The sequence below is a fragment of the Limnobacter sp. 130 genome, from assembly GCF_902506325.1.
In the GTDB taxonomy this organism is placed as follows: domain Bacteria; phylum Pseudomonadota; class Gammaproteobacteria; order Burkholderiales; family Burkholderiaceae_B; genus Limnobacter.
This window is the reverse complement of the sequence record NZ_LR732330.1, coordinates 189489-212832: the sequence shown is the minus strand read 5'-3', so window position 1 is coordinate 212832 and position 23344 is coordinate 189489. Positions and strand designations below refer to the sequence as shown.

19 protein-coding genes and 1 pseudogene are annotated in these 23344 nt (G+C 51.1%); 7 read left to right on the top strand and 13 right to left on the bottom strand.

The genetic code is table 11. The features are described from left to right. Positions 1 to 3 precede the first annotated feature (3 nt). The 8 genes from rseP to rpsB all read right to left on the bottom strand — a co-directional run bounded on the left by rseP (position 4) and on the right by rpsB (position 7387). A complete protein-coding gene (rseP, locus tag FRIGORI9N_RS09975; RefSeq protein WP_159570253.1) occupies positions 4 to 1347 on the bottom strand; it encodes an RIP metalloprotease RseP in 1344 nt (447 codons plus the stop codon). Positions 1348 to 1360: 13 nt separating this feature from the next. Beyond that, positions 1361 to 2560 (bottom strand): 1-deoxy-D-xylulose-5-phosphate reductoisomerase, encoded by a 1200-nt coding sequence (dxr, locus tag FRIGORI9N_RS09970; RefSeq protein ID WP_159570251.1) that lies wholly within the window; start codon positions 2558 to 2560, stop codon positions 1361 to 1363. An 8-nt stretch (positions 2561 to 2568) separates the two neighbouring features. Next, positions 2569 to 3411 carry a phosphatidate cytidylyltransferase gene (locus FRIGORI9N_RS09965; protein WP_159570250.1) on the bottom strand — a complete coding sequence of 281 codons (843 nt, stop codon included), beginning with the start codon at positions 3409 to 3411 and terminating at the stop codon, positions 2569 to 2571. A 24-nt stretch (positions 3412 to 3435) separates the two neighbouring features. Further along, positions 3436 to 4224: an isoprenyl transferase gene (locus tag FRIGORI9N_RS09960; RefSeq protein ID WP_159570249.1), complete on the bottom strand. Its 789-nt coding sequence runs from the start codon at positions 4222 to 4224 to the stop codon at positions 3436 to 3438. A gap of 8 nt (positions 4225 to 4232) precedes the next feature. Beyond that, complete coding sequence (gene frr, locus FRIGORI9N_RS09955) at positions 4233 to 4793, bottom strand: ribosome recycling factor (protein WP_159570248.1); 561 nt, start codon at positions 4791 to 4793, stop codon at positions 4233 to 4235. A gap of 41 nt (positions 4794 to 4834) precedes the next feature. Beyond that, positions 4835 to 5545 carry a UMP kinase gene (pyrH, locus tag FRIGORI9N_RS09950; protein WP_008252555.1) on the bottom strand — a complete coding sequence of 237 codons (711 nt, stop codon included), beginning with the start codon at positions 5543 to 5545 and terminating at the stop codon, positions 4835 to 4837. Between the two features lie 115 nt (positions 5546 to 5660). Beyond that, positions 5661 to 6551, bottom strand: coding sequence for a translation elongation factor Ts (gene tsf / locus FRIGORI9N_RS09945; RefSeq protein ID WP_159570247.1), 891 nt, complete (start codon positions 6549 to 6551; stop codon positions 5661 to 5663). Positions 6552 to 6631: 80 nt separating this feature from the next. Beyond that, on the bottom strand, positions 6632 to 7387 hold the full coding sequence (gene rpsB / locus FRIGORI9N_RS09940) for a 30S ribosomal protein S2 (protein WP_159570246.1): 756 nt from the start codon (positions 7385 to 7387) through the stop codon (positions 6632 to 6634). Positions 7388 to 7582: 195 nt separating this feature from the next. Here rpsB and map point away from each other — a divergent pair. Beyond that, positions 7583 to 8404 (top strand): annotated as a pseudogene (gene map / locus FRIGORI9N_RS09935) (type I methionyl aminopeptidase); the annotation flags it as partial. 49 nt (positions 8405 to 8453) lie between these two features. After that, on the top strand, positions 8454 to 11015 hold the full coding sequence (locus FRIGORI9N_RS09930) for a [protein-PII] uridylyltransferase (RefSeq protein WP_159571763.1): 2562 nt from the start codon (positions 8454 to 8456) through the stop codon (positions 11013 to 11015). Between the two features lie 32 nt (positions 11016 to 11047). On the opposite strand, the gene FRIGORI9N_RS09925 is transcribed toward FRIGORI9N_RS09930, so the two are convergent. The 5 genes from FRIGORI9N_RS09925 to smc are packed head-to-tail and all read right to left on the bottom strand — an operon-like array spanning position 11048 to position 19395. Next, positions 11048 to 11794, bottom strand: a complete 747-nt coding sequence (locus tag FRIGORI9N_RS09925) for an S-methyl-5'-thioinosine phosphorylase (RefSeq protein WP_159570244.1) — start codon at positions 11792 to 11794, stop codon at positions 11048 to 11050. A gap of 3 nt (positions 11795 to 11797) precedes the next feature. After that, entirely contained in the window at positions 11798 to 12673 is an 876-nt protein-coding gene (gene galU / locus FRIGORI9N_RS09920; RefSeq protein WP_159570242.1) for a UTP--glucose-1-phosphate uridylyltransferase GalU, read from the bottom strand. 58 nt (positions 12674 to 12731) lie between these two features. Beyond that, entirely contained in the window at positions 12732 to 14795 is a 2064-nt protein-coding gene (gene ligA / locus FRIGORI9N_RS09915; protein WP_159570240.1) for an NAD-dependent DNA ligase LigA, read from the bottom strand. Next, on the bottom strand, positions 14792 to 15874 hold the full coding sequence (locus FRIGORI9N_RS09910) for a hypothetical protein (protein WP_159570238.1): 1083 nt from the start codon (positions 15872 to 15874) through the stop codon (positions 14792 to 14794). Before FRIGORI9N_RS09910 ends, ligA begins: the two co-directional genes overlap by 4 nt. Beyond that, positions 15871 to 19395 (bottom strand): chromosome segregation protein SMC, encoded by a 3525-nt coding sequence (gene smc / locus FRIGORI9N_RS09905; RefSeq protein ID WP_159570236.1) that lies wholly within the window; start codon positions 19393 to 19395, stop codon positions 15871 to 15873. The genes FRIGORI9N_RS09910 and smc overlap by 4 nt, the downstream gene beginning before the upstream one ends. 184 nt (positions 19396 to 19579) lie before the next feature. Between smc and queF the strand changes: the two genes are divergently transcribed. The 5 genes from queF to prmB are packed head-to-tail and all read left to right on the top strand — an operon-like array spanning position 19580 to position 23340. Further along, positions 19580 to 19999, top strand: a complete 420-nt coding sequence (gene queF / locus FRIGORI9N_RS09900) for a preQ(1) synthase (RefSeq protein WP_040513619.1) — start codon at positions 19580 to 19582, stop codon at positions 19997 to 19999. Between the two features lie 28 nt (positions 20000 to 20027). Further along, positions 20028 to 21224 carry a succinyldiaminopimelate transaminase gene (dapC, locus tag FRIGORI9N_RS09895; protein WP_159570234.1) on the top strand — a complete coding sequence of 399 codons (1197 nt, stop codon included), beginning with the start codon at positions 20028 to 20030 and terminating at the stop codon, positions 21222 to 21224. A gap of 14 nt (positions 21225 to 21238) precedes the next feature. Beyond that, positions 21239 to 22069: a 2,3,4,5-tetrahydropyridine-2,6-dicarboxylate N-succinyltransferase gene (dapD, locus tag FRIGORI9N_RS09890; RefSeq protein WP_159570232.1), complete on the top strand. Its 831-nt coding sequence runs from the start codon at positions 21239 to 21241 to the stop codon at positions 22067 to 22069. Between the two features lie 15 nt (positions 22070 to 22084). Beyond that, positions 22085 to 22429 carry a Spx/MgsR family RNA polymerase-binding regulatory protein gene (locus tag FRIGORI9N_RS09885; RefSeq protein WP_159570230.1) on the top strand — a complete coding sequence of 115 codons (345 nt, stop codon included), beginning with the start codon at positions 22085 to 22087 and terminating at the stop codon, positions 22427 to 22429. Next, entirely contained in the window at positions 22426 to 23340 is a 915-nt protein-coding gene (prmB, locus tag FRIGORI9N_RS09880) for a 50S ribosomal protein L3 N(5)-glutamine methyltransferase (RefSeq protein WP_159570228.1), read from the top strand. The genes FRIGORI9N_RS09885 and prmB overlap by 4 nt, the downstream gene beginning before the upstream one ends. The last annotated feature ends 4 nt before the right edge of the window (positions 23341 to 23344 follow it).

Genomic DNA, 23344 nt, shown 5'->3' with positions numbered 1-23344 from the left:
CCTTTAGAAAATTAGCCTTTGAATATCATTAAAAAAAGCAACACTGGTCAATATGCCAATCAGCAAAATACCCAGTTTTTGGCCTCGAATTTGCCACACTTCATCAACCGGCTTGCCTCTGACGATTTCGGCCAAATAATACATCAAGTGCCCACCATCCAAGAGAGGGATCGGCAAAAGATTCAAAATGCCTAGGCTAACAGAAACCATGGCCAGAAAACCGAAAAAAGGAAGAATCCCGAGGCTCGATGATTCGCCTGCAGCCGAAGCAATGGACACTGGTCCACTAAGGTGGTTCCAGGACAAATCGCCCGTGACCATTTTACCCAACGCGGCCAGCGAAAATACGCTGACTTCGATCATACGACCAGTGCCTTCAACAATCGATTCAAACGGATTCAAGGGATTGCTGACAATGATTGATTCGCCGCCTATGGACAAGCCCAGACGTCCAATCGTTTCCCCGTTTTCCAATTGTGTTTTTTCAGGTACGGCCAATAAACTGATGTCTTGCTCGTTGCGACGAACAAGCACCGTGGATTTTGATGCGGGGCGCTCTTTGATCAGGGTGGTAAATTGGGCCGAGGTTTCAACCGGGATGCCATCTACGCTTAACAATTGATCGTTCGGCAGAAAGCCAGCCTTTGCTGCAGCACTGCCCTCGCCCACAGCCCTGACCAGCACGCTTTTTTCGATGGGGGAAAATCCCAGTTCGCGTGTTAAAGAAGGACCCAACTCCGCATTGATTGCCGATGACTTGACCGGCTCCAGAAATACTTCATTTCCTCCACGATCAACCTTGATTGACAGATCGTCGCGGAAAAGGCGAGCTTTGATCAAGGCCCAAGAGACTTCGTTCCAGTTTTTGGTTCTATCGCCGTTGACTTCCGTGATTTCATCGCCGCCCATCAAGCCAGTACTGGCCGCGATCGAGTTCGGTGTGGGCTCGGAAACCTGAGTGGCCAGGCCCATTGGCTGCATATAAGCCAAAAAGCCGTAAATCAACGCGGCAAGAATCAGGTTGGCCAAGGGGCCCGCCAACACAACCGCGATGCGCTGACCCACGGGTTTGCGGTTAAAAGCCTCTGAGAGCTCAATATCGTGACCTTTCAGGCTGTCCGGGTCACGCTCATCGAGCATACGAACATATCCGCCCAAGGGAATCCACGAAATTGTCCATTCCACCTTGGTTTTCTGGTTGATCCACCGAAAAATGGGCTTGCCAAAACCCACTGAAAAGCGAATCACACGCACGCCATAGTAGCGGGCCACTGCGTAGTGGCCGTACTCGTGAATAAAAACCAGAATGCCCAAGGCAAGCAGGAACGAAACAATTGAATTCAGCATTTAAATCCTGTGTTTAAAACTTTCCAGCGCATTCGGTTGCGAAAGCTCGCACTTCGCTGTCCAATGCAAAGGCATCGTCCAGATTGCCAACCGAGGCAGATGCGAAACGGGCAATACACATTTGCGTCAGCTTCACAATGTCCATATAAGCAATCTTTTCATTCAAAAACAAGTCCACAGCCATCTCGTTGGCGGCATTGAAAACGGGCGCCATGGTGTCGGGTTTCTCCAGTACCTCGAAAGCCAATTTCAGCATCGGAAAGCGACTTAAATCGGGTTCTTCGAAATCCAGTCTGCCCAAGGCGGCCAAATTCAAACGTGGCGATCCGGATTCAATTCGGTCGGGCAAGCCCAATACGTGGGCGATCGGTGTTCGCATGTCTGGGCAACCCAGTTGCGCCAACATACTGCCATCTTTGTATTCCACCAAAGAATGGACAATCGATTGCGGGTGAACCACCACGGACAGCTGACTGGCAGGCAAACCGAACAGCCACAATGCTTCGATCAGCTCCAAACCCTTGTTGGCCATTGTGGCGCTGTCCACTGAGATTTTCCGACCCATCACCCAATTCGGATGCGCAATCGCTTGGGCAGGCGTGACCTCGGAAAGTTCCGCGAGGCTTTTGTTTCGGAATGGTCCGCCCGAGGCCGTCAAAACCAGCCGTTCAATACCAAACTCGCTTGCTTTACTTATATCGTAGTTCGATGGCAGGCACTGATAAATCGCATTGTGCTCTGAGTCGACAGGTAAAATTGTGGCGCCCGATCGCAAACAGGCCTGAATCATGAACTGCCCGGCAAGAACAAGGGATTCCTTGTTCGCCAACAGCACCCTTTTCCCGGCCTGCAAAGCGCTGAGTGTGGGCTTAAGGCCTGCAGAGCCCACGATGGCAGCCACAACAATGTCAACTTGATCGCTTTGGCACAAAGACTCAAGATCGCCGTGCCCGCCAATTTCGGGAACGTAGCCCAGTTGATCGCGAAGTTTGTTACTGAAGCCCAGGGCATGCCAACTGTTCAATGCTTCAGGATCAGAAATGATCAATGCCTTGGGCTTGTGCACACACGCCTGGGCATACAGCAGTTCAATGTTTTTACCTGCCGCCAGGCCGTGCACCTGGAAACGGTTCGGGTGCCTGGCAACCACATCCAGTGTGTTGACACCAATGGTTCCCGTTGCACCCAAGATAAGTAGTTTTTGCACGTTCATTGTCAAATTCAAACCACGATTGCACTAACCAGCAAAATTGCAAGAGGCAGCACAGGCAGCTGCGCATCAATTCTGTCCAGAACGCCACCGTGGCCTGGCAGCAGCTGACTGCTGTCCTTCAGCCCTGCCCTGCGTTTCAGCATGGATTCAAACAGATCGCCCACCACACTGTAGGCACTGAGCACCACTAGCCAGAATGTGAATACAAAGGGGTGCCAACGTTCAAAGGCCATTACTTGCCAAGTGTTTTTCAGCTCGGGATAGGTACCAGAGAGTACAACCACCAGCCAACTCAGCAAGACCACACTGAATGCACCACCAATTGCACCCTCCCAGCTTTTACCGGGAGAAATACGGGGAGCCAGCTTGCGTTTGCCCAGGGCTTTGCCAAAGAAATACGCAAAAATATCCGCCGCAAAGCAAATTGCAATAGTGCTTAATAAAAAGACAATGCCGTAGGTTTTGGTAATAATCAAGGCCAAACCCGCAGCGGCGATAAGAACAAAGCCAGCGAAGCCGTACAGGCTTTTGTTGGCCAACACGCCGACGGACACATTTCGAAGGCACCATGGGGCGAAAGCCACCCAAAAAACGCTGGCCAAGGCAAGCAACGGAAGAGCTTGAGTTTGGAGATTAATTACACGTTCAGCAGCAACGCAAAGGGCACCGCCCAACACTGCATATGCAATTGCCTGTCGGGGCTTGAACAGACCCAGCCTTGCCCACTCCCAGAAGGCACCCACAAGCACTGCCAATACAAATAAATTCCAGCCGACCACGCCGCCATACAACAGAACAACTAGCAACACGATCAGCAGGATCACAGCTGTGATCACACGCGTTCTAAGCATGATATGTCTCGATTGAGAACCGAATCACTGGGCAGATTGCCGAACATTGACCACTGGGGGTTGAATCTGCTCGGAGGTTCGACCAAAGCGTCTTTCTCTGTTGTTATAGGAATCAATGGCCTCAAGCATCATGGGCTTGCCGAAATCAGGCCAAAACTTGTCTGTGAAATAGAACTCAGTGTACGCCAACTGCCACAACAGGAAATTGGACACCCTTTGCTCGCCGCCGGTGCGAATGAAAAGGTCTGGCTCAGGGCTGCCTTGAAGGCACAAATGCTTCGACAGATCCGTTTCAGATATTTGCTCGGGATTGCTGGCCAACTCAGGATTGTTTTTCAACATTTTTTTGGTGGCCTGGAGAATATCCCAACGCCCACCGTAATTGGCAGCAATATTCAAGAACAGCCGAGTGTTGTCTTTGGTGAGCTCTTGAGCTGATGCAATCGCAGCTTGAAGCTCAGGTTCAAACGCTGTGGTGTCGCCAATAACCCTCAGGCAAATGTTTTCCCGATGCATGGACTCAACGTCTTTGCGAAGCACCCGAATGAACAGACGCATCAATAAACTGACTTCCTCGGGGGGGCGACGCCAGTTCTCGGAGGAAAAAGCAAACAGGGTGAGATGCTCAACGCCCAACTCACAGCAGGCTTGAACAGTGCGCTTGACTGCATCTACACCACGTTTGTGCCCGGCGAACCGGGGCATCATTCGCTGTTTAGCCCAACGGCCGTTTCCATCCATCACGATTGCAACGTGCTTTGGAATGTTGGATGTGGAAGGTACATCCAGGGTTGAGCTGGTGTAGACGGTCATGGATGACTTTAAACCGTCATGATTTCGGCTTCTTTGGACTGCAAAACCTGATCGACTTCAGACACAAACTTGTCGGTCAATTTTTGAACATCAGCCTGTGCGCGGCGCTCATCGTCCTCGGAAATTTCTTTGTCGTTGACCAAGCGCTTTAGCGCTTCGTTGGCATCGCGGCGCAGGTTGCGAATGGCCACCTTGGTTTGCTCGCCCTCACCCTTGATGAACTTGGTCAGTTCCTTGCGGCGCTCCTCGGTCAGCGCTGGCATTGGAACACGAATGGTTTCACCCATCGACGCTGGGTTCAAGCCGAGGTCTGATTCACGAATGGCTTTTTCCACGGCGTTGGCCATGTTTTTTTCCCACGGCTGAACCACAATGGTGCGCGCGTCGGCAAGACTCATGTTTGCCACTTGTGAAATTGGTACCATGGAACCATAGTAATCAACTTGCACATGGTCCAAAATGCCGGTGTGTGCGCGGCCAGTGCGGACTTTCTGCAGGTCTGTCTTCAGGGATTCGATGGATTTAACCATCTTTTCTTCGGTTGTGCTTCGAATGTTTGCAACGCTCATGATTGGATTCTCACTGCCTCAGTCGATTGATTCGTCAATTATTACATGTGCACCAAGGTGCCCTCGTTTTCACCAGCAACGGCTCGGTGCAGCGCACCCGGCTTGTTGATGGAAAACACCCGAATTGGAAGCTTTTGATCGCGACACAGGGCAAACGCCGTCGCATCCATGACCTCGAGGTTTTTGGAAATTGCTTCGTTGAATGAAATTCTTTCGTACCGGGTTGCGGTTGGGTCTTTGTTGGGATCAGCAGTATAGATGCCGTCCACTTTCGTGGCTTTTAGCACCACTTCCGCACCAATTTCAGAACCGCGCAATGCCGCAGCGGTGTCGGTTGTAAAGAAAGGGTTGCCTGTACCCGCAGCAAAGATGACAACTTTGCCTTCTTCAAGGTAACGAATGGCCTTGGGGCGAATGTAAGGCTCAACCACTTGCTCAATGTTCAAGGCGGATTGAACCCGTGCTTCAACCCCGGCACGACGAAATGCGTCTTGCAGGGCCAGTGCGTTCATCACTGTGGCCATCATGCCCATGTAGTCTGCAGTGGCTCTGTCCATGCCGGCCGCGCCAGGCGCGATACCCCGGAAAATGTTGCCACCACCGATAACAACTGCCAACTCCACACCAGATGCGGAAACCTCCGCAACCTCAGCAACCATTCTTTCTATGGTTTGACGATTGATGCCGTAGGAGTCTTCACCCATCAGGGCTTCGCCTGACAATTTGAGTAACACACGTTTGTATGCTGACATTCAAGCCTCTTGTTGGATCATTGTCAGGATTCTATAACGTAAAGCACAGAACTTCGTAGACGTACAAATAAAAAGGGGCCTCCCGTGTTGAGAAACCCCTCTTCAAATAAAGGAATTAACGTCCTGCGGCGGCGGCTGCTGCTTGAGCGGCAACTTCAGCGGCGAAATCGTTCACCTTCTTTTCAAAGCCTTCACCAACGATGAACAGGTCGAAGCCGTTAACTTCGCTGCCCTTGCTCTTTAGCATGGCTTCAACGGTAAGTTTGTCGTCTTTCACGAAAGGCTGAGACAACAGAGCGACTTCCTTCAAGAACTTCTTGATCGAACCCTCAACCATTTTTTCGGCGATGTCGGCTGGCTTTCCAGACTCTTCCGCCTTGGCTTTTGCCACTGAGCGTTCACGATCAATGTCTTCTTGTGGAACACCGCTTTCGTGCAAAGCCTTGGGTTTGGTCGCCGCAATGTGCAATGCAACGTCTTTACCCACGTTCTCGTCAGACCCGGTGTAGTCCACCAGTACGCCAATTTTGCCACCGTGAATGTAAGAGCTCAGGTTGCCTTTGGCTTCTACACGATTGAAGCGACGCACAGACATGTTTTCACCGATCTTGCCGATCAGGGCTGCACGCACGGTTTCAACTGTGCCTTCGCCCAGTGGCAATGCTGACAACGCTTCAACATTTGCAGGGTTGTGGTCGGCAATCAGCTTGGCCACATTGGCTACAAAGGCAAGGAAATCGTCGTTTTTGGCAACAAAGTCGGTTTCACAGTTTACTTCTACAATTGTTCCCAACTTGCTGGAATCATTGATATAAATACCAACAAGACCTTCGGTGGTTGCGCGAGCAGCGGCTTTGCTGGCCTTGCTGCCCAATTTCACACGCAAAATTTCCTCAGCCTTGTCCATGTCGCCAGCGGCTTCGGTCAGGGCTTTCTTGCATTCCATCATGGGCGCGTCTGTTTTCTCGCGCAGTACTTTAACCATTGCTGCTGTAATTTCAGCCATTGATTTTCTCCTAAAGTCGGATTCTGAATTAGATAAAAAAAAGGGGCGACTGGTCGCCCCATCGGAAGACAAAGGCTTGATTAGCCTTCAGCTCCCTCTTCAGACACTTCAACGAAGTCGTCGCCGCCTTTGATGGCTTCAACCACATCGTTTACAGCCTGGTCGCGGCCAGCCAACACGGCATCGGCTACGGAACGGGCGTACAAACGAATGGCGCGGGCGGAGTCATCGTTACCAGGAACAATGTAGCTAACACCTGCGGGCGAGTGGTTCGTATCCACGATACCAACAACTGGAATGCCCAGCTTCTCGGCTTCGGTGATGGCAATTTTGTGGTAACCCACGTCGCACACGAAAATTGCATCAGGCAATGTTGGCATGTCTTTGATGCCACCAATTGACTGGTTCAGTTTTTCGAGTTCACGGGCGAACATCAAGGCTTCTTTCTTGGACATGCGCTCAGTACCGCCGTCGGCGATGATGGCTTCCATGTCTTTCAGACGCTTGATGGATGTTTTCACGGTTTTGAAGTTGGTCAGCATGCCGCCCAACCAGCGCTGGTCAACGAAGGGCATGCCGCAGCGTGCTGCTTCTTCAGCGATAATTTCTTTGGCTTGGCGCTTTGTGCAGACAAACAGGATGTTGCCGCGGTTTGCTGACAGTCGCTTCACGAATTTCAGCGCGTCGTCGAGCATTACGACGGTTTTTTCCAGATTGATAATGTGGATTTTGTTACGATGGCCGTAGATGAAAGGGGCCATTTTTGGGTTCCAGAAGCGTGTTTGGTGGCCAAAGTGGCAACCAGCTTCCAGCATTTCGCGCATTGATGCTGCCATGAATTTCTCCAGTATAGACAGGGTTGAATGGGTTTGTACTGGGCTAGCATCGGGTTAATAAACCAACAAAAACTAGCACCCTGTCGCACAAACCATTAAATTTACTCTTAAGCGCTAACTAACTAAGCCAGTTAGCCATAGCGCCAGAGCAGCCAAAGATTATACTCGGTTAAAATACGTTAGCTCAAGCAGGAATTAAACAAAACCATGGATATTGTGATTAAAAATGAGCACGACATTGAAAAAATGCGTGTTGCTGGCCGTTTGGCCTCGGAAGTTCTGGATTTTATCGGCCCGCACGTGGTTGCAGGCATTACCACCGATGAACTCGATAAGCTTTGCCACGACTACATGGTGAATGTGCAGGGCACCATTCCAGCCCCTTTGAATTATGCCCCACCGGGTTACACGCCCTACCCCAAGTCAATTTGTACTTCGGTCAACCACCAAATTTGTCATGGTGTGCCCGGCCCCAAGAAATTGAAGAACGGTGACATTATCAATATTGATATTACGGTCATCAAAGAGGGTTATCACGGCGACACAAGCCGCATGTTCATTGTGGGTGAGGGCTCGCTGGCCGCGCGAAGACTCTGTGAAATTACGTTTGAAGCCATGTGGATTGGCATTGAGCAGGTAAAACCCGGGGCCACACTGGGCGATGTGGGTGCTGCGATTCAGAAATTCGCTGAAGGCTTTGGCTACTCGGTGGTTCGTGAGTTTTGTGGTCACGGAATTGGCACCAAGTTTCATGAAGAACCGCAAGTGTTGCACTATGGCAAACTTGGAACTGGTGTGAAATTGCTGGAAGGCATGATTTTCACCATCGAACCCATGCTGAATGCGGGTCGCAGGGAAATCAAGGAAATGCCGGATGGCTGGACAATTGTGACCAAAGACCACAGTCTGTCGGCTCAGTGGGAACACACGGTTTTGGTCACCGCCAATGGTTACGAAATCTTGACTCAGTCAACAGGAACACCAGCGAATCCTCGCTTGAAAACACAGGCAGCCTGACTTGAGCAACAAACCGGTAATTACGGCTGAATCCAGTTCTGCACAAGATTTGAACGCTGTGCGGGTAGCAATTAAGAACCAGTTGAAAAGCCAGGCACACCTTTGGCTGACCCCATTTGACCAACACACCCCAGCGTCCATGGTTGAATCGGTGCTGAGAAAACGCAGTGTTTGCGTGGATGAAGCCCTGGTCTCCCTTTGGGATGCCATCGGAATGCCCAAACAATACAGCTTGGTCGCGGTTGGTGGTTATGGGCGTGGTGAATTGTTTCCCTTCTCTGATGTGGACGTGCTGATCCTCATTGACCAGGAACCGGATGAAATCAACACAGAGAAGCTGGAAACCTTTTGTGGATCGGGTTGGGACATTGGCCTTGAAATCGGGCACAGCGTCAGAACCCCTGACCAATGTGTTGAAGAAGCTGGCAAAGACATCACAGTACAAACAGCACTTGTTGAATCGAGACTTCTTGCCGGAAATTCCAATAATTTCAAAAAGCTGAACGATACTCTTCACAAATTACTTGAAGTTAAAGCCTTTTTTCGTAAGAAAACCCTTGAGCTTCGGCAACGTCACGCCAAGTATCAAGAAACACCCTACAGCCTTGAGCCCAACTGCAAAGAGAGCCCCGGCGGACTTCGAGATTTACACGTCATTCTTTGGGTATGCCGAGCTGCCAATCTGGGCAATAGCTGGGCTGAAATGGCCAAAAAAGGGCTGATCACGCCATTTGAGGCCGCAAAGTTGAGAAACAACGAGCGCACCCTCAAAAAATTCAGATACCAATTGCATGTGACAACTGGCCGCCGGGAAGACCGACTTGTTTACGATGTGCAAACCCAACTGGCTGAGTCCTTGGGCTATCGCCCCACCGCTGCGAAGCGGTCAAGCGAACAACTGATGCAACGGTATTATTTGGCCGCCAAGGCGGTCATGCAATTGAACACGATATTGCTTCAAAATATTGAATTGTCGATATTCGGCGTTAATGCTGAACCTGTGGTGATCGACGATGAGTTTCAGGTCACTGATTCTTTGCTCGACATTCGAGACGACGAGGTATTTGCCCGAAATCCTTCAGCCATGCTTCGTGCTTTCATCGTGATGCAGCAAAACCCGCGCTTAAAGGGTATGAGCGCCCGAATGTTGCGCCGACTTTGGCACAGTCGGGTCAAGATCAATAGTGATTTCAGAAATGACCCCGTCAACAAGGCGTTGTTCATTGATTTTTTCAAACAGCCCCAAGGAATAGTCCACGAACTGCGGCGCATGAACGAGACCAGTGTGCTCGGAAGGTATTTGCCTGTTTTTCGGAAAATTGTGGGTCAAATGCAGCATGACCTGTTTCATGTGTACACAGTAGACCAGCACATTTTGACCGTGGTTCGCAATTTGCGCCGGTTTACGATGGCAGAGCATGCACATGAGTACCCCTACTGCAGCCAATTAATGGCCAATTTTGACGATCACTGGTTGTTGTATATTGCTGCCCTGTTTCATGATGTGGCCAAGGGTCGTGGTGGCGACCACAGCGTATTGGGTGAAGTTGACGCCCGCAAGTTTTGCAAAGACCACGGATTGAATCAGGAAAGCACCGACTTGGTGGCTTTTCTGGTGAAACATCACCTGACCATGTCGAACACGGCTCAGAAGAAAGATTTGTCAGATGTTGAAGTGCTCAAGGAGTTTGCCGCGTTGGTAAAAACTCCACGCAACCTGACAGCACTCTACCTGCTCACAGTGGCTGATATTCGGGGTACAAGCCCGAAAGTTTGGAATGCCTGGAAAGGCAAATTGCTGGAAGATTTGTATCGACTGACGCTTAAACACTTGGGCGGTGAGGCTCCGAACCGCCGTCAAATGCTTGCCGAGCAGCAGGCTGAGGCGCGGAGAATTTTGCGGCTGTATGCACTTTCCGATGATGTGCAAGACAAGCTTTGGGCTCAGCTCGACGTGTCTTATTTCTTAAGACAAGGCCCCAGCGACATTGCCTGGCACACGCGGCACCTTTACTGGCGCGTGGACACAGATCAACCGATCGTCAAGGCTCGCCTTTCTCCCATTGGTGAAGGCCTGGAATTGCTGGTTTACACGCGGGATGAAATGGATTTGTTTGCGAGAATTTGTGGTTATTTCGATTCCAAGAACCTGAGTATTCTGGATGCGAAAATTCACACCACCTCGCACGGTTATGCGCTTGATTCTTTCCTGATCCAGCACGACAGTCACCATGAGTTTTACCGGGAAACATTGTCCTTACTCGAGGCAGAACTTCAGGACCGACTGATCAAGCGTCAGCCCCTTGAAGCACCGGTGTTTGGAAGAATGTCCCGACAATCACGACACTTTCCGGTGCGCCCTTCGGTTGACTTGAAGCCCGACGAGAAAGGCAATCAATATTTGCTCACCGTGTCGGCCACTGACCGCACGGGTTTGCTCTACTCCATTACTCGTTTGCTGGCGCAATACAAAGTCAACGTGCAAACAGCCAAGATCATGACCCTGGGCGAGCGCGCGGAAGATTCTTTCTTGCTGTATGGTCAATCACTGAATTCCGGCAAACTTCAAATTCAACTTGAAGCCGAGCTTCTGGAGCTGTTGTCCATTTGAATTCGAATATCGGGTTTTTTACACAACCCTTTTTATTCGTCGTGAAGCTGGACCATCGATTTGATGATCCCCATTACACGGCCCATTCCTTCATGAACTGTTTTGCTGATTTGGGCGTGTGAAATTTCCTGAGCACTCTCGCCCACTCCGGCAGCCTGGTTGACTACCAAGGCCAGGTGCGCGTACGGTATTTCCAGCTCACGCGCAAGGCAGGCCTCGGGCATGCCAGTCATGCCAACAATGTCGGCACCATCGCGCGCCAGCCGCTTAACCTCGGCCGCAGTTTCCAATCGTGGACCCTGTGTGCAGGCGTAACAGCCGCCCTGCGCCACTTGCTCGCCAACTGAGTCAGCGGCAAGACACAACGACGTGCGAAGTGCTTGGTCATAAGGCCAGGTGAAGTCGATGTGTTGCACTGCCTGGTTGTCGCCTTCAAAAAAAGTAGCGTGGCGCCCGTGGGTGTAGTCCAGTATTTGATCGGGTACGACCAACTGCCCGGGCTTTAAATCAGGGCGAATGCCACCCACCGAGGCCACGGAGAGAATCCCTTCAATGTTGAGCTGCGACAGGGCCCAAATATTGGCCCTGTAGTTAATTTGATGGGGAGCAATGGTATGTCCGTAGCCGTGGCGCGCCAGAAAAACAATTTCATGACCGGCCAGCATGCCGATGGTGAGGGCACCGGAGGGCTCGCCATACGGGGTGCGTTGCACCTTGCGCATGGTAATTTCAAACCCTGGCAACTGACTCAAACCACTACCGCCCAACACTGCGTACATTGTTTACTTCCTGTTCTTTAAATAATCTGCAAACTCTGCAGCCACTTCGTGGTGTTTCAAACCGAGTTCCACCGTGGCCTTTAGATAACCAATTTTAGAGCCACAATCGAAGCGCGTACCTGTGAATCGATAAGCCAATACGGGCTGGTCTTCCAACAAGGAGGCAATGCCATCAGTCAGCTGGATTTCTCCGCCAGCGCCTTTGCCGGTTTTGCGAATGTGATCAAAAATTTGTGAATTCAACACATAACGCCCTACTACCGCCAGGTTGGTGGGGGCGTCTTTGGGGTCGGGCTTCTCAACAATTGCATTGACCCGCTCGGAACGATTGTTCCAAGGCGTGCTTGAGACAATACCGTAAGACTTTGTTTCAGAAGGATCAACCTCTTGCACTGCCAATACGCTGGCGTGTTCACGCTCGAACACTTTGACCATTTGATGGGTCACCGAAGGCGTGCCTTTGTCAACATCCATCAGGTCGTCAGCCAGCAGCACGGCAAAGGGTTCCGTACCCACCACGGGCTCGGCGCACAACACTGCATGCCCCAGGCCCAACGGCTCCATCTGACGGATATAAATACAATTCACGTGACTGGGTACAATGTTTTTCACTATTTCAAGCAGTGCGGTTTTACCACGCGCTTGCAGCTCAGCTTCCAGCTCGTAGGCCTTGTCAAAATGGTCTTCGATGGATCGTTTGCTGCGCCCTGTAATAAAAACAAGTTCGGTCATCCCGGCTTCAAGCGCTTCTTCAACGGCGTATTGAATCAATGGCTTGTCCACAACCGGCATCATTTCTTTGGGGCTTGCTTTGGTGGCAGGTAAAAAGCGGGTGCCCATACCCGCGACGGGGAATACAGCTTTTCTAACTCGGGTCATGATCGCTCACTCAGTAGTAGTCAATGAATAAGAAAGTAATCGAAATAAACAATTCTGATTAAAGCATACCTTGAAATGTACCCTCGTCCAGCACTGTAACGCCCAAGGCAGCAGCCTTGTCCAATTTGCTACCCGCCGCTTCTCCAGCCAAAAGGTAATCCGTTTTCTTGGACACTGAACCGGTTACTTTTCCGCCTCGTGTTGCGATCAATGCCGCCGCGTCGTCTCGACTGTATTGGCTCAAAGTGCCTGTCAGCACAAATGTCTTGCCATAAAATGGATGCGACTCATCAGTGACTTGGGTCTCTTCGGCAGGCCAACTCAGGCCAAGCGCAATAAGTTCATGCACGACCTGCTGATTGCCAGGTTCATCGAAAAATTGACGAATTGATTCAGCCACCACTGGGCCAACGTCGTTCACCTCAAGCAGCGCATCGATGCTCGCGCCCATCAGTCGGTCGACATTTTTAAAATGCGTTGCCAGGTCTCGTGCTGTCGCCTCACCCACATGCCTTATGCCCAAGCCAAAGAGAAAGCGTCCAAAGGTGGTTTGCTTTGCTTTGTTGATGCTGTCCAGCAGGTTTCGCGCCGATTTTTCACCCATTCGCTCAAGCTGCACCAACGCCTCATATTCCAGGCGAAAAAGATCTGCCGGCGTTTTCACCCACTCTTTGTCGACCAAGACTTCAACCAGCTTGTTACCCAGTCCCTCAATGTCAATGGCTCGCCGATGTGCGAAATGAATAATAGACTGCGTAAGCTGTGCCTTGCACACCAAGCCACCAGTACACCTGAATGCAGCCTCGCCCTCTTCCTTGCGAACAAGGGAGTTACAAATTGGGCAATGCGTGGGCATAACAAATGCAGTGCTTGCCGCGCTGCGAACATTGCCGGAAAACGGAATAACCTCGGGAATGACATCGCCTGCCCGGCGAACCAATACCTGATCCCCCACGCGCAAGTCTTTGCGTTGAATTTCATCCAGGTTATGCAAAGTGGCAGACGAAACAACCACCCCGCCTACCTTCACTGGCTCCAGTTTTGCCACTGGAGTAATTGAACCAGTTCGGCCCACCTGCACTTCAATGTTAAGCAGCCGGCTGAGTACTTCATCGGGTGGATATTTATGTGCAACTGCAAAGCGCGGTGCTTTGGCTACGTACCCCAGTTGATCCTGAAGATCAAAGGAGTCAACTTTGTAAACCACACCATCGATCTCAAAAGGCAAGGAACTTCGACGTTCGCCTACATTGCGATAAAACGAAAGCAGACCATCTGCACCATGCGCGGTCTGGCTCAATTCCGACACTGGCAATCCCATGTCTGCCAGCCATTTCATCATGGCAGATTGGCTTTTTAGTTCACGAAGTTGCTCGCGTTCCAATGCTGCACCGTAGCAGTAAAACCGCAGGGGACGCCCCGCGGCTATTTTGGGATCAAGTTGTCGAATGGTGCCAGCGGCTGCATTGCGTGGATTGGCAAAAACTTTCAGACCCAGCTCTGCCTGCCGTTCATTCATCTGCATAAAATCTTTTTTTGTCATAAAGATTTCGCCGCGAATTTCAAGCTGTGCTGGTATGTCGCTTCCTTTTAATCGAAGCGGCAAGCTTCGAATGGTTTTTACATTGGCTGACACGTCTTCACCCACAGTGCCATCGCCACGGGTAATCGCTTTGTCAAAATTGCCATTGTTGTAGTGGATCGATATTGCCAAACCGTCAAATTTCGGATCCACCGAGTAATCGATGATGGCTTCAGGGGGCAGATCGGCCAATTCTTTGACTCGCCGATCAAACGCAATCACGTCGCTGTCATCAAATGCATTGCCCAGCGAAAGCATGGGTACGCGATGTCGAACTTGTTCGAATCCCTCGGCGGGCTTGCCGCCGACACGTTGCGTTGGCGAATTGCTTTGAATTAGTTCAGGGTGTTTGCTCTCGAGTTGCTGCAACAACTGGTAATTTTTGTCGTACTCCGAATCGGGCACCTCGGGTTCGTCGAGAACATAATAAGCATGCTCCCAGCGGTTCAACAAATCGATCAGCCTGCGCATGGCCAGCATGGGCGACTCTTCCGGAGAATTGCCGCTGTTTGCACTATCGAACAAATCCAGATTGCTCATGAAAACAAAATGCGAGCCACGGTTGTGCCAGGTTTGAAGCCGGAATCAGTCAAATTGCGAACCCGCTCAATGAGCTGATTGTAAATACCTTCAATTGCCTGCGTACTCAAGGTTCTACCCGAGTCGTCCATCAAGGGGGCGCCAAATTTCTCATTCATGCCATGGCATACGGTGACAATGTCACCCAAGGCCTTGACTGGTTCAGCGGAATTGGGCACATCAATGCTGAAGCTCAACAAACGCTTACCAGGCGCATTGTGAATCACCATGCTGGCCAGGGAGCCCGATTCGTCACTGAGAAACCACTGATGTCCTTTCTGTACCCAACCGGCCACCGCCAGCATGTCAACAGCCGTGCTTTCTTGCACGGTGTCGGGTAGCAAACAATGCAATCCCAACAAGGTATCCAGCGCAGCTGCTGCTTGATCCAGCGTTTCTGCTTTGGCAACCACTTCTTTCATTTCCGGGAATTCGATGTCCGCATTTTGATCCTCGGCAAACCGTTTCAGCTTTCCAAGAACTTCTGAAAACTCAATAGAGCTCAGTGGTCCTTTGCGGTTGGCGATCTGAACACTGGCTCTTAATGATCGTGCCGTGCCCGCATAGGGACTGGCCTTAAACCACAGCGTTTCAGTGCTTTCAGCAGAATCAGGACTGGCAGAATAAATAATGCGCTTCCGATTGATCTGCTCTAAGCCATCGACCAGCGCTTTCCACGAATTTGCGTCTTTTTCTTCATCAAATCGAACAATAAAATCTGCGAACAGACGCTTGTCGATTGTAATTTGCAGTTCATTTTGCAGATTATTGTCGTTGAGGGGCATTTCAGAGCTTGAATCATCTGCGGCCTCATCAAATGAAAGATCAGAATCCGGATAACTCGAACCTGAAAAACCTGGTTCAGAGCGCTCAAATCCTGATTTGGCAACACCTGTATTCAAGAGCGGATCTTCGTCTGTTTGACCGAAGCGTTCGCTGGCCTGATTTCGCAGCCTGTAATCTTGCCACCAGTTGTAAGCGATCATGGCAGCAATGCCGCCGCCGCCAACAATCAGAAGGGTGAGTTGTAAATCGTTCATACGGTTTCCGTGGCCATTTTTTCTGCTGCAGCCAAATCAACGGCAACAATACGGGAAACACCTTTTTCCTGCATCGTGACTCCGATCAGCTGCTGCGCCATTTCCATGGCGATTTTATTGTGGGAAATGAACAAAAACTGGGTTTGTTCAGACATTTGTTTGACCAAGCGCGTGAAGCGCTCGGTATTTGCGTCGTCCAGCGGCGCATCCACCTCGTCGAGCAAGCAAAATGGCGCAGGATTCAATTCGAATATTGCAAACACCAGTGCCGTGGCAGTAAGCGCTTTTTCTCCACCTGACAGCAGGTGAATAGTGCCGTTTTTCTTGCCGGGCGGTTGCGCAAATACCTGAACACCAGCGTCCAGGATTTCATCGCCAGTCATGACCAAGCGAGCCTCGCCGCCACCAAATAGTTTGGGGAACAATCGCGAGAAGTGGCCATTGACCACACCAAAGGTTTCAGAGAGAAGGTCTCGGGTCTCTTTGTCAATTTTACTAATTGCATCCTCAAGGGTTTCCATGGCTTCTATCAGATCACCAGCCTGTTGGTCCAAGAAAGATTTTCTCTCTGTCGCAGCGGCCAATTCGTCAAGCGCGGCCAGGTTGACTGCCCCCAACTCTTGCATACCGTTGGTAAGGCGCGTTACTTCAGCCTGGAGCACCGACGCTTTAGGCGGCACCTCCATGGCAACGAACTGCTGGCTTAATTCGTTTACATCGGCGTGAACTTCGTCCATCAAATTTTTATATTGTTCGATGGTTAATTCAGCCGCCTGAATTTTTAATGCCAAGTCTTGAACCGCATCCCGTAAGGGGTCAGCCTGTTTGTCGCTCTCTTTCTCGCTGCGCTCGAGCTCAGAAACCTTCGCCATGATTTGTTCAAGGGCATCGCGAGACACTGCCACTTTTTCTTCGGCGATCACGCGTTCTTCCAGCGCACCTTGAAGCGCCTCTTGTCCCTCAATTTCAGAGAGCCCCTCAAGTTCGGCCAAAGCCAGTTGCTTGCGCTGTTGAATTTGTTGAATTTGACTGCTTGCAAATGCAGTGTCGCGCTCGCATTCCCGCTGCCGCGATTCCTGATTGCGAATATTGAACTCTGCGTCCTGTTTCCTACGCAGTGTGTTTTGTACTTGTGCCTGTTTGTCGCGCAATGCCTGTTCAGCTTCCGTCACCTTGTCTTTGCGGCTTTCAAGGGCATCGCTGGCCACTGCCAGCTGTTCATCCAGCTCGGCGTATTTGTCTTCTGATTCGAGAAGAATGGCGCGCTGCTCTTCAAGCTCACTTTGCAACAAAGCCAAATCCAAACCGATCTGTTCGCGACGACTGTCCGCCCTGCTTTGTTGTTCTTGCAGGCGAATCAATTGCACCTGGGCTTCATGCTGGCGTTTTGTAAGGCTTTCGACGAGGTTTCGGGCCTGCACCACATTGGCTTTCATTTCACCGGTGCGCAATTGCAATTGATCGCGCTTGGCCATGGACTCGTTTTTCAACATGTCGAGTGCTCGCACTTCAGTGCGCAAGGCTTCAATTTGCTGCTGGCGCTCAAGCCGACCACTTTGAGCGTTATCGGCAGCATAGAAAGACACCCCGGTGACGCTTACGCAATGTCCCTGTGGCGTGAAAACTCGCTGACCAGGCTTGAGTGTTTTGCGTTTGAGCAGCGCGGATGGCAAATCGGGTGCCAGCAAATAGCCCGCCAACAACTGAACCAACGATTGTTGTACAGACGAATCCGAACTGCGGACCAGGCTTGCCAGGTCTTCGGGACCCACGGGCAAGTTTGAATTTGAAGTCGGTGACGATTCCATGAAAGCCACGCGGGCGGGCGGAGGCTGTTTTGCAAAGCCCTCAACCAGGTCCAGTGTTCTGACTTGAAAGCTGTCCAAAGACTCCCTCAAAGCAGATTCAAGCGCCCTTTCCCAGCCACGTTCAACTTGCAGTTTGCCCAACAAGCGCGGAGTTTCGCCCAATCCGCTACTTTCAACCCACGGCATTAATTCGGCACTTTCTGCAAGTTGATCATTTAATTTTTCAAGTGCTTGCAATTGCGCCTGGGCATTGGCGTACTTGTCACGTTCGGCATTAAACGCCGCTTGTACGTGGTCCAGCTCAGCGCCGCCCGCTGCCAGTTTGTTTTCCAGTTCGCCAAGATTGTTTGTGGCTTGGGAAAGCTCGCCTTCAAGTGACTGAACTCGGGCCTGAACCTCATCCATTTCATGTACAGAGGGAGCCGCAATTTGCTGCTTTTCTGATTCAAGACGATCCAGCTTTACCTGAATGGTATTTTCAGCACGACTGGCTGATTCTTGTTGCGAAGACACCTGACTGAGCGCTTGCTGTATTTGCATGACGCCTGCTCGTTGCTGATCCACAGCAGAGCGCGCAACCTGCAAGGCCTGTTCAACGGGCTCAACAGCCAACTCCGCCTCTTCAAGGGCAATAATTCGCTCTTCGAGTTCCGCTTGTAGCTCTTCTGTGGAACCGCTGATTTCCTCCAGGCGAGCATTGGCGTCTTCCTGGCGTGCTGTCCAGTTTTGTATTTCCAGCTCAAGTTCGGCCACTCGGGCACCCAAACGGGCGCGCGATTCAGCCATCACGCGTAAATCCGCCTCGAGGCGGCTTACCTGCCGATTGGCCTCAATCCATTGGGTTTGATCATTTTCAAGTTGCTGCTGCGCATCCACTTGCCTTTCGCGCACTGCAAACAATTCCGTTTGAGTGCTGATCGATTTGGCTTGAATGGCCTCAAGATCCGCTTTGGCTCGCTCTAGTTTGGCCTGACCGGTGTTTTTTTGTTCAAGTGCTTCTGAGTAGCGGATGTACCAAAGCAAGCGCTGTTTTGTATTTTTCGCCTCTTCCAGTTCTTTAAACTGTCGAGCCACAGTGGCCTGCTGTTCCAACCGTTCAATTTGGCTGGTCAACTCACGCAGAATGTCTTCAATTCGGGTCAGGTTGTCGCGCGTATCGGCCAGCCGATTGCCGGTTTCCCGACGACGCTCCTTGTATTTCGACACACCCGCAGCTTCTTCCAGAAAAATTCGCAATTCTTCCGGACGGGCTTCAATAATTCGGGCAATCATGCCCTGCCCGATAATGGCGTAAGCGCGCGGCCCAAGACCAGTACCCAGGAAAATATCCTGAACATCGCGGCGGCGAACCGCCTGCTGGTTGATGTAGTAGGTTGAAGCGCCATCGCGTGTAAGCACGCGTTTTACTGAAATTTCAGAATATTGGTTCCAGCTGCCGCCAGCCCTGCCCTCAGCGTTGTCGAACACCAGTTCGACACTGGCGCGAGAAGCCGCCTTGCGGTTGGTCGAGCCATTGAAAATCACGTCTTGCATTGACTCACCGCGCAATTCGGATGCTTTGGACTCGCCCAGCACCCAGCGCACTGCATCGATGATGTTGGATTTGCCGCAGCCGTTCGGACCCACCACGCCCACCAGGTTACTGGGGACAGCAAAGGATGTCGGTTCAACAAATGACTTAAAGCCAGCTAAACGAATGTGAGTTAATCGCACGATGAGGTGGAAATGAGACCAATAGAACGAATAAAAACTTCAACCCACGGGAACTTGAAAACCCGCTGACCTTATAATAGCAAAGCCTTTGAGCTTTACGCCGGGCACTTGCCCCTAGTTGGCAGGATGATTGAGTTGTTTAACGCCACAGTGGCCCACGGCCCCATTGGCTTACGAGAGAAGCATGAGTAACAAACCCAGCCGCGATTTACAAACATTCCCGAACCCAAACCCGGATCGGCCTTACCACGTCCACATCGAAGTGCCTGAATTTACATGCCTTTGTCCTTTGACGGGTCAACCAGATTTCGCCACATTGGTGATTGACTACCTGCCCAATCAAAAGAATGTGGAACTGAAAAGCCTGAAAATGTACATGTGGAGCTACCGCGAAGAAGGTGCCTTCCATGAAGCTGTAACCAACAAGATTCTGGACGATTTGGTAGCCGCAACCGACCCCCGGTACATGAAACTGACCGCGAAGTGGTATGTCCGCGGTGGCGTTTACACCACGGTGGTGGCTGAACACCGCCATGCCAGTTTTCAGCCATTGCCGAAGGTTGAACTTGATTCTATTTCAACGATGAACCCCACTCGCGGTTAAACAAGGCGCGGCTAAAACAGAAATTTCGGTGAACCCATTGAAAAACCTAGACAAACTTCAGCCTTATCCGTTTGAACGCCTGCGGGCCTTGTTCGCCGGCAGCCAGCACACTGGTGGCCTGGCACACGTCAACTTGTCCATAGGTGAACCCAAACACCCCACTCCGGACCTGATCAAGCAAGCCCTGATCGACAACCTGGGTGGTTTGGCGGTTTATCCAGGCACACAAGGGTTGCCAGTCTTGAGACAAGCGATTTCTGACTGGATATTGCGCCGATTTGATGCCTTGGTCGATCCAGAAACCCAGGTACTGCCAATATTAGGCTCTCGAGAAGCCTTGTTTTCCTTTGCCCAGGTTGTTCTGGATGGCTGCGGGGTGGGCAATGATGTAGATTGCCACGTTGCCTTTCCGAATCCTTTTTATCAAATCTATGAAGGCGCAACATTTTTGGGCGGGGCCAGCCCGGTCTTTGTAAATATTGATCCGGAAACCGGTTTGTCTGACTTTCATTCGCTTGGCGCTGATGTGCTGTCCAAAACCAAGCTGATGTATGTGTGCTCACCCAACAACCCCACTGGCGCCGTGTATACCCTGGAGGATTGGCAAAAACTGTTTGATTTGGCCGATGAGCACGATATTGTGATTGCGTCGGACGAATGTTATTCAGAGATCTACCTGGATGGAACCGCTGCACCCATTGGTGGGCTTGAGGCGGCAAGCCGTTTGGGCCGCTCTGATTACAACAACCTGATCGTGTTCTCCAGTCTTTCCAAGCGATCAAACGCACCTGGACTACGTTCAGGCTATGTGGCTGGCGATGCAGACCTGATCAAGGCATTTCTGCGTTATCGCACCTACCATGGCTCAGCCATGTCGACCACCGTACAAATGGCCAGCGTGGCCGCCTGGAATGACGAGGAACATGTGGCAGAGAACCGCCGCTTGTACACCGAGAAATTCAAGGCTTTCAGCGCCATTCTTGAGGGCACGCTCAATTTGCATATTCCACCCGCAGGTTTTTATTTCTGGGCAGACTTGGGCCAAAGCGATACCGCCTTTGCAAAAAGGTTGTTTGAGCAAGCGCATGTTACCCTGTTGCCCGGAAGCTTTCTGGGCCGCGAAGTGAACGGATTTAACCCCGGCGCCAACCATGTGCGCATAGCATTGGTAGCCAGCCTGGCTGAATGCAGTGAAGCTGCACAACGAATTAGAAACATACTCTGACACAGGAAATCACCATGACAACAAATCACCAATCCATCATTGAAGCCGCTTGGGAAAATCGTGCAGACATTTCCCCTTCTTCTGCTCCAGCAGAAGTACGGTCTGCCGTAGGTGACGTATTAGAAAAACTGAACACCGGTGAATTGCGCGTTTGCTCCAAAGAAAGTGGCGAATGGGTTACCCACCAGTGGATCAAGAAAGCCGTGCTGCTTTCTTTCCGCCTTGAGGACAACAAGCCCATGGCGGCTGGTGGCTTTACCCAGTTTTACGACAAAGTACCCACCAAATTTGTGGATTACACCGAAGAAGACTTCAAGAAAGGCGGCTTTCGTGTTGTACCACCCGCCGTTGCGCGACGCGGCAGCTTTATTGCCAGAAACGTGGTGCTGATGCCCAGTTATGTGAACATTGGCGCCTATGTAGACGAAGGCACCATGGTAGACACCTGGGCCACTGTGGGCTCATGTGCGCAAATCGGTAAAAACGTACACCTAAGCGGTGGCGTGGGAATCGGCGGCGTGTTGGAACCCCTGCAGGCCAACCCCACCATTATTGAAGACAACTGCTTCATTGGTGCACGTTCTGAAGTCGTTGAAGGCGTGATTGTTGAAGAAAACTCCGTGATTTCCATGGGTGTTTATCTTGGTCAAAGCACGAAAATTTACAACCGCGAAACGGGCGAAGTAACTTACGGCCGTATTCCTGCTGGCTCCGTGGTCGTTAGCGGCTCGTTGCCCAGCGCGTGCGGCAAGTACAGCCTTTACTGCGCAGTTATCGTGAAGCGTGTGGATGCAAAAACACGTGCCAAAACCGGCATTAATGAATTGCTGCGTAACGCAGAATAAGGAGACCACAACAGGATGACTGCCAAGGTTTATGGAATTCCAAATTGCGATAGTGTCAAGAAGGCCATCGCGTCATTAAAGAGTAACGACATCGAAGTGGTTTTTCACGACTTCAAAAAGCATGGCGTGCCCGCGCAGTTACTGGACGAATGGATTGATGTTCTGGGTTTGGAAAAAATCATTAACCGCAGGGGTACAACCTGGCGTGGTCTGGACGAAAGTCTTCAAGACAAGGCCCGGTCACCAGAGGGAGCCAAAGCACTTCTGTTGGAGTACCCCAGCATCATCAAACGCCCTGTGGTTGAATTAAATGGCGAACTAACCATTGGACAGACCGACTTCAGCAAAGGCAATTCATGAATCAGGATCACGCCGCACACATTGCGGTCGACCCCAAAGAACTTCACACCGTTCGTGACTGGGTGCGTTTTTATGTCAGTGAAATGCGCCGCGGCAAGGTGTTTTTCGGCCATGGGTCGAGCAATGCGTTTGATGAAGCGGTTTACATGGTGCAGTCAGCGCTCAGCTTGCCAATTGGGGATATTGGTCCCTTTTGGGATGCCAGGCTCACCGCCCATGAAACCAACCGTCTGGTACGGTTTATCACCCAGCGGGTTGTAGATCGCAAGCCTGCCAGTTACATCACCGGCGAAGCCTGGCTGCAAGGACATGCATTCAAGGTTGATGAACGCGTGATTATTCCACGCTCATTCATTGCAGAGCTATTGGCCGACCAACTCACCCCATGGGTGAATGCTCCCGAAATGCCATTCGAGATTCTTGACATGTGCACGGGTTCTGGCTGCCTGGCGATTTTGGCTGCATACGTGTTTGAAAACGCACAGGTGGACGCAGTCGATCTGTCCACCGAGGCCTTGAGTGTTGCACGTGAAAATATCCAGCTGCACGACATGAAGCAGCGTGTACGCGCCATTGAGTCCAATTTGTTCTCAAGCCTGAATGGCAAACAATACGACTTTATTTTGACCAACCCGCCTTATGTGAATGAGGCATCCATGACGAAGTTGCCGCCTGAGTACCTGCACGAACCACGCATGGCCTTGGCCGGTGGTGACAGCGGCATGGACTTGATTCAGGACATTCTTGAGCAGGCACCCAAGCACTTGAAAGACGGTGGCTTCCTGGTGGTTGAGCTTGGCAATGAAAAACTGCATTTCGAGGCGGCCTTTCCGCATTTAAATCCCATTTGGCTTGAAACCTCGGCAGGTGACGAACAAGTGTTTTTGCTTAACAAAGAAGACTTGGTCTAAACCC

Bases quoted from the DNA above. Each gene is read 5' to 3' on its own strand.
- FRIGORI9N_RS09960 (WP_159570249.1), bottom strand. From the start codon at position 4,224: ATGACCGTCTACACCAGCTCAACCCTGGATGTACCTTCCACATCCAAC.
- dapD (WP_159570232.1), top strand. From the start codon at position 21,239: ATGACAACAAATCACCAATCCATCATTGAAGCCGCTTGGGAAAATCGT.
- pyrH (WP_008252555.1), bottom strand. From the start codon at position 5,545: ATGTCAGCATACAAACGTGTGTTACTCAAATTGTCAGGCGAAGCCCTG.
- frr (WP_159570248.1), bottom strand. From the start codon at position 4,793: ATGAGCGTTGCAAACATTCGAAGCACAACCGAAGAAAAGATGGTTAAA.
- FRIGORI9N_RS09885 (WP_159570230.1), top strand. From the start codon at position 22,085: ATGACTGCCAAGGTTTATGGAATTCCAAATTGCGATAGTGTCAAGAAG.
- prmB (WP_159570228.1), top strand. From the start codon at position 22,426: ATGAATCAGGATCACGCCGCACACATTGCGGTCGACCCCAAAGAACTT.
- rseP (WP_159570253.1), bottom strand. From the start codon at position 1,347: ATGCTGAATTCAATTGTTTCGTTCCTGCTTGCCTTGGGCATTCTGGTT.
- dxr (WP_159570251.1), bottom strand. From the start codon at position 2,560: ATGAACGTGCAAAAACTACTTATCTTGGGTGCAACGGGAACCATTGGT.
- galU (WP_159570242.1), bottom strand. From the start codon at position 12,673: ATGACCCGAGTTAGAAAAGCTGTATTCCCCGTCGCGGGTATGGGCACC.
- FRIGORI9N_RS09965 (WP_159570250.1), bottom strand. From the start codon at position 3,411: ATGCTTAGAACGCGTGTGATCACAGCTGTGATCCTGCTGATCGTGTTG.
- ligA (WP_159570240.1), bottom strand. From the start codon at position 14,795: ATGAGCAATCTGGATTTGTTCGATAGTGCAAACAGCGGCAATTCTCCG.
- FRIGORI9N_RS09910 (WP_159570238.1), bottom strand. From the start codon at position 15,874: ATGAACGATTTACAACTCACCCTTCTGATTGTTGGCGGCGGCGGCATT.
- tsf (WP_159570247.1), bottom strand. From the start codon at position 6,551: ATGGCTGAAATTACAGCAGCAATGGTTAAAGTACTGCGCGAGAAAACA.
- rpsB (WP_159570246.1), bottom strand. From the start codon at position 7,387: ATGGCAGCATCAATGCGCGAAATGCTGGAAGCTGGTTGCCACTTTGGC.
- queF (WP_040513619.1), top strand. From the start codon at position 19,580: ATGAGTAACAAACCCAGCCGCGATTTACAAACATTCCCGAACCCAAAC.
- FRIGORI9N_RS09925 (WP_159570244.1), bottom strand. From the start codon at position 11,794: ATGTACGCAGTGTTGGGCGGTAGTGGTTTGAGTCAGTTGCCAGGGTTT.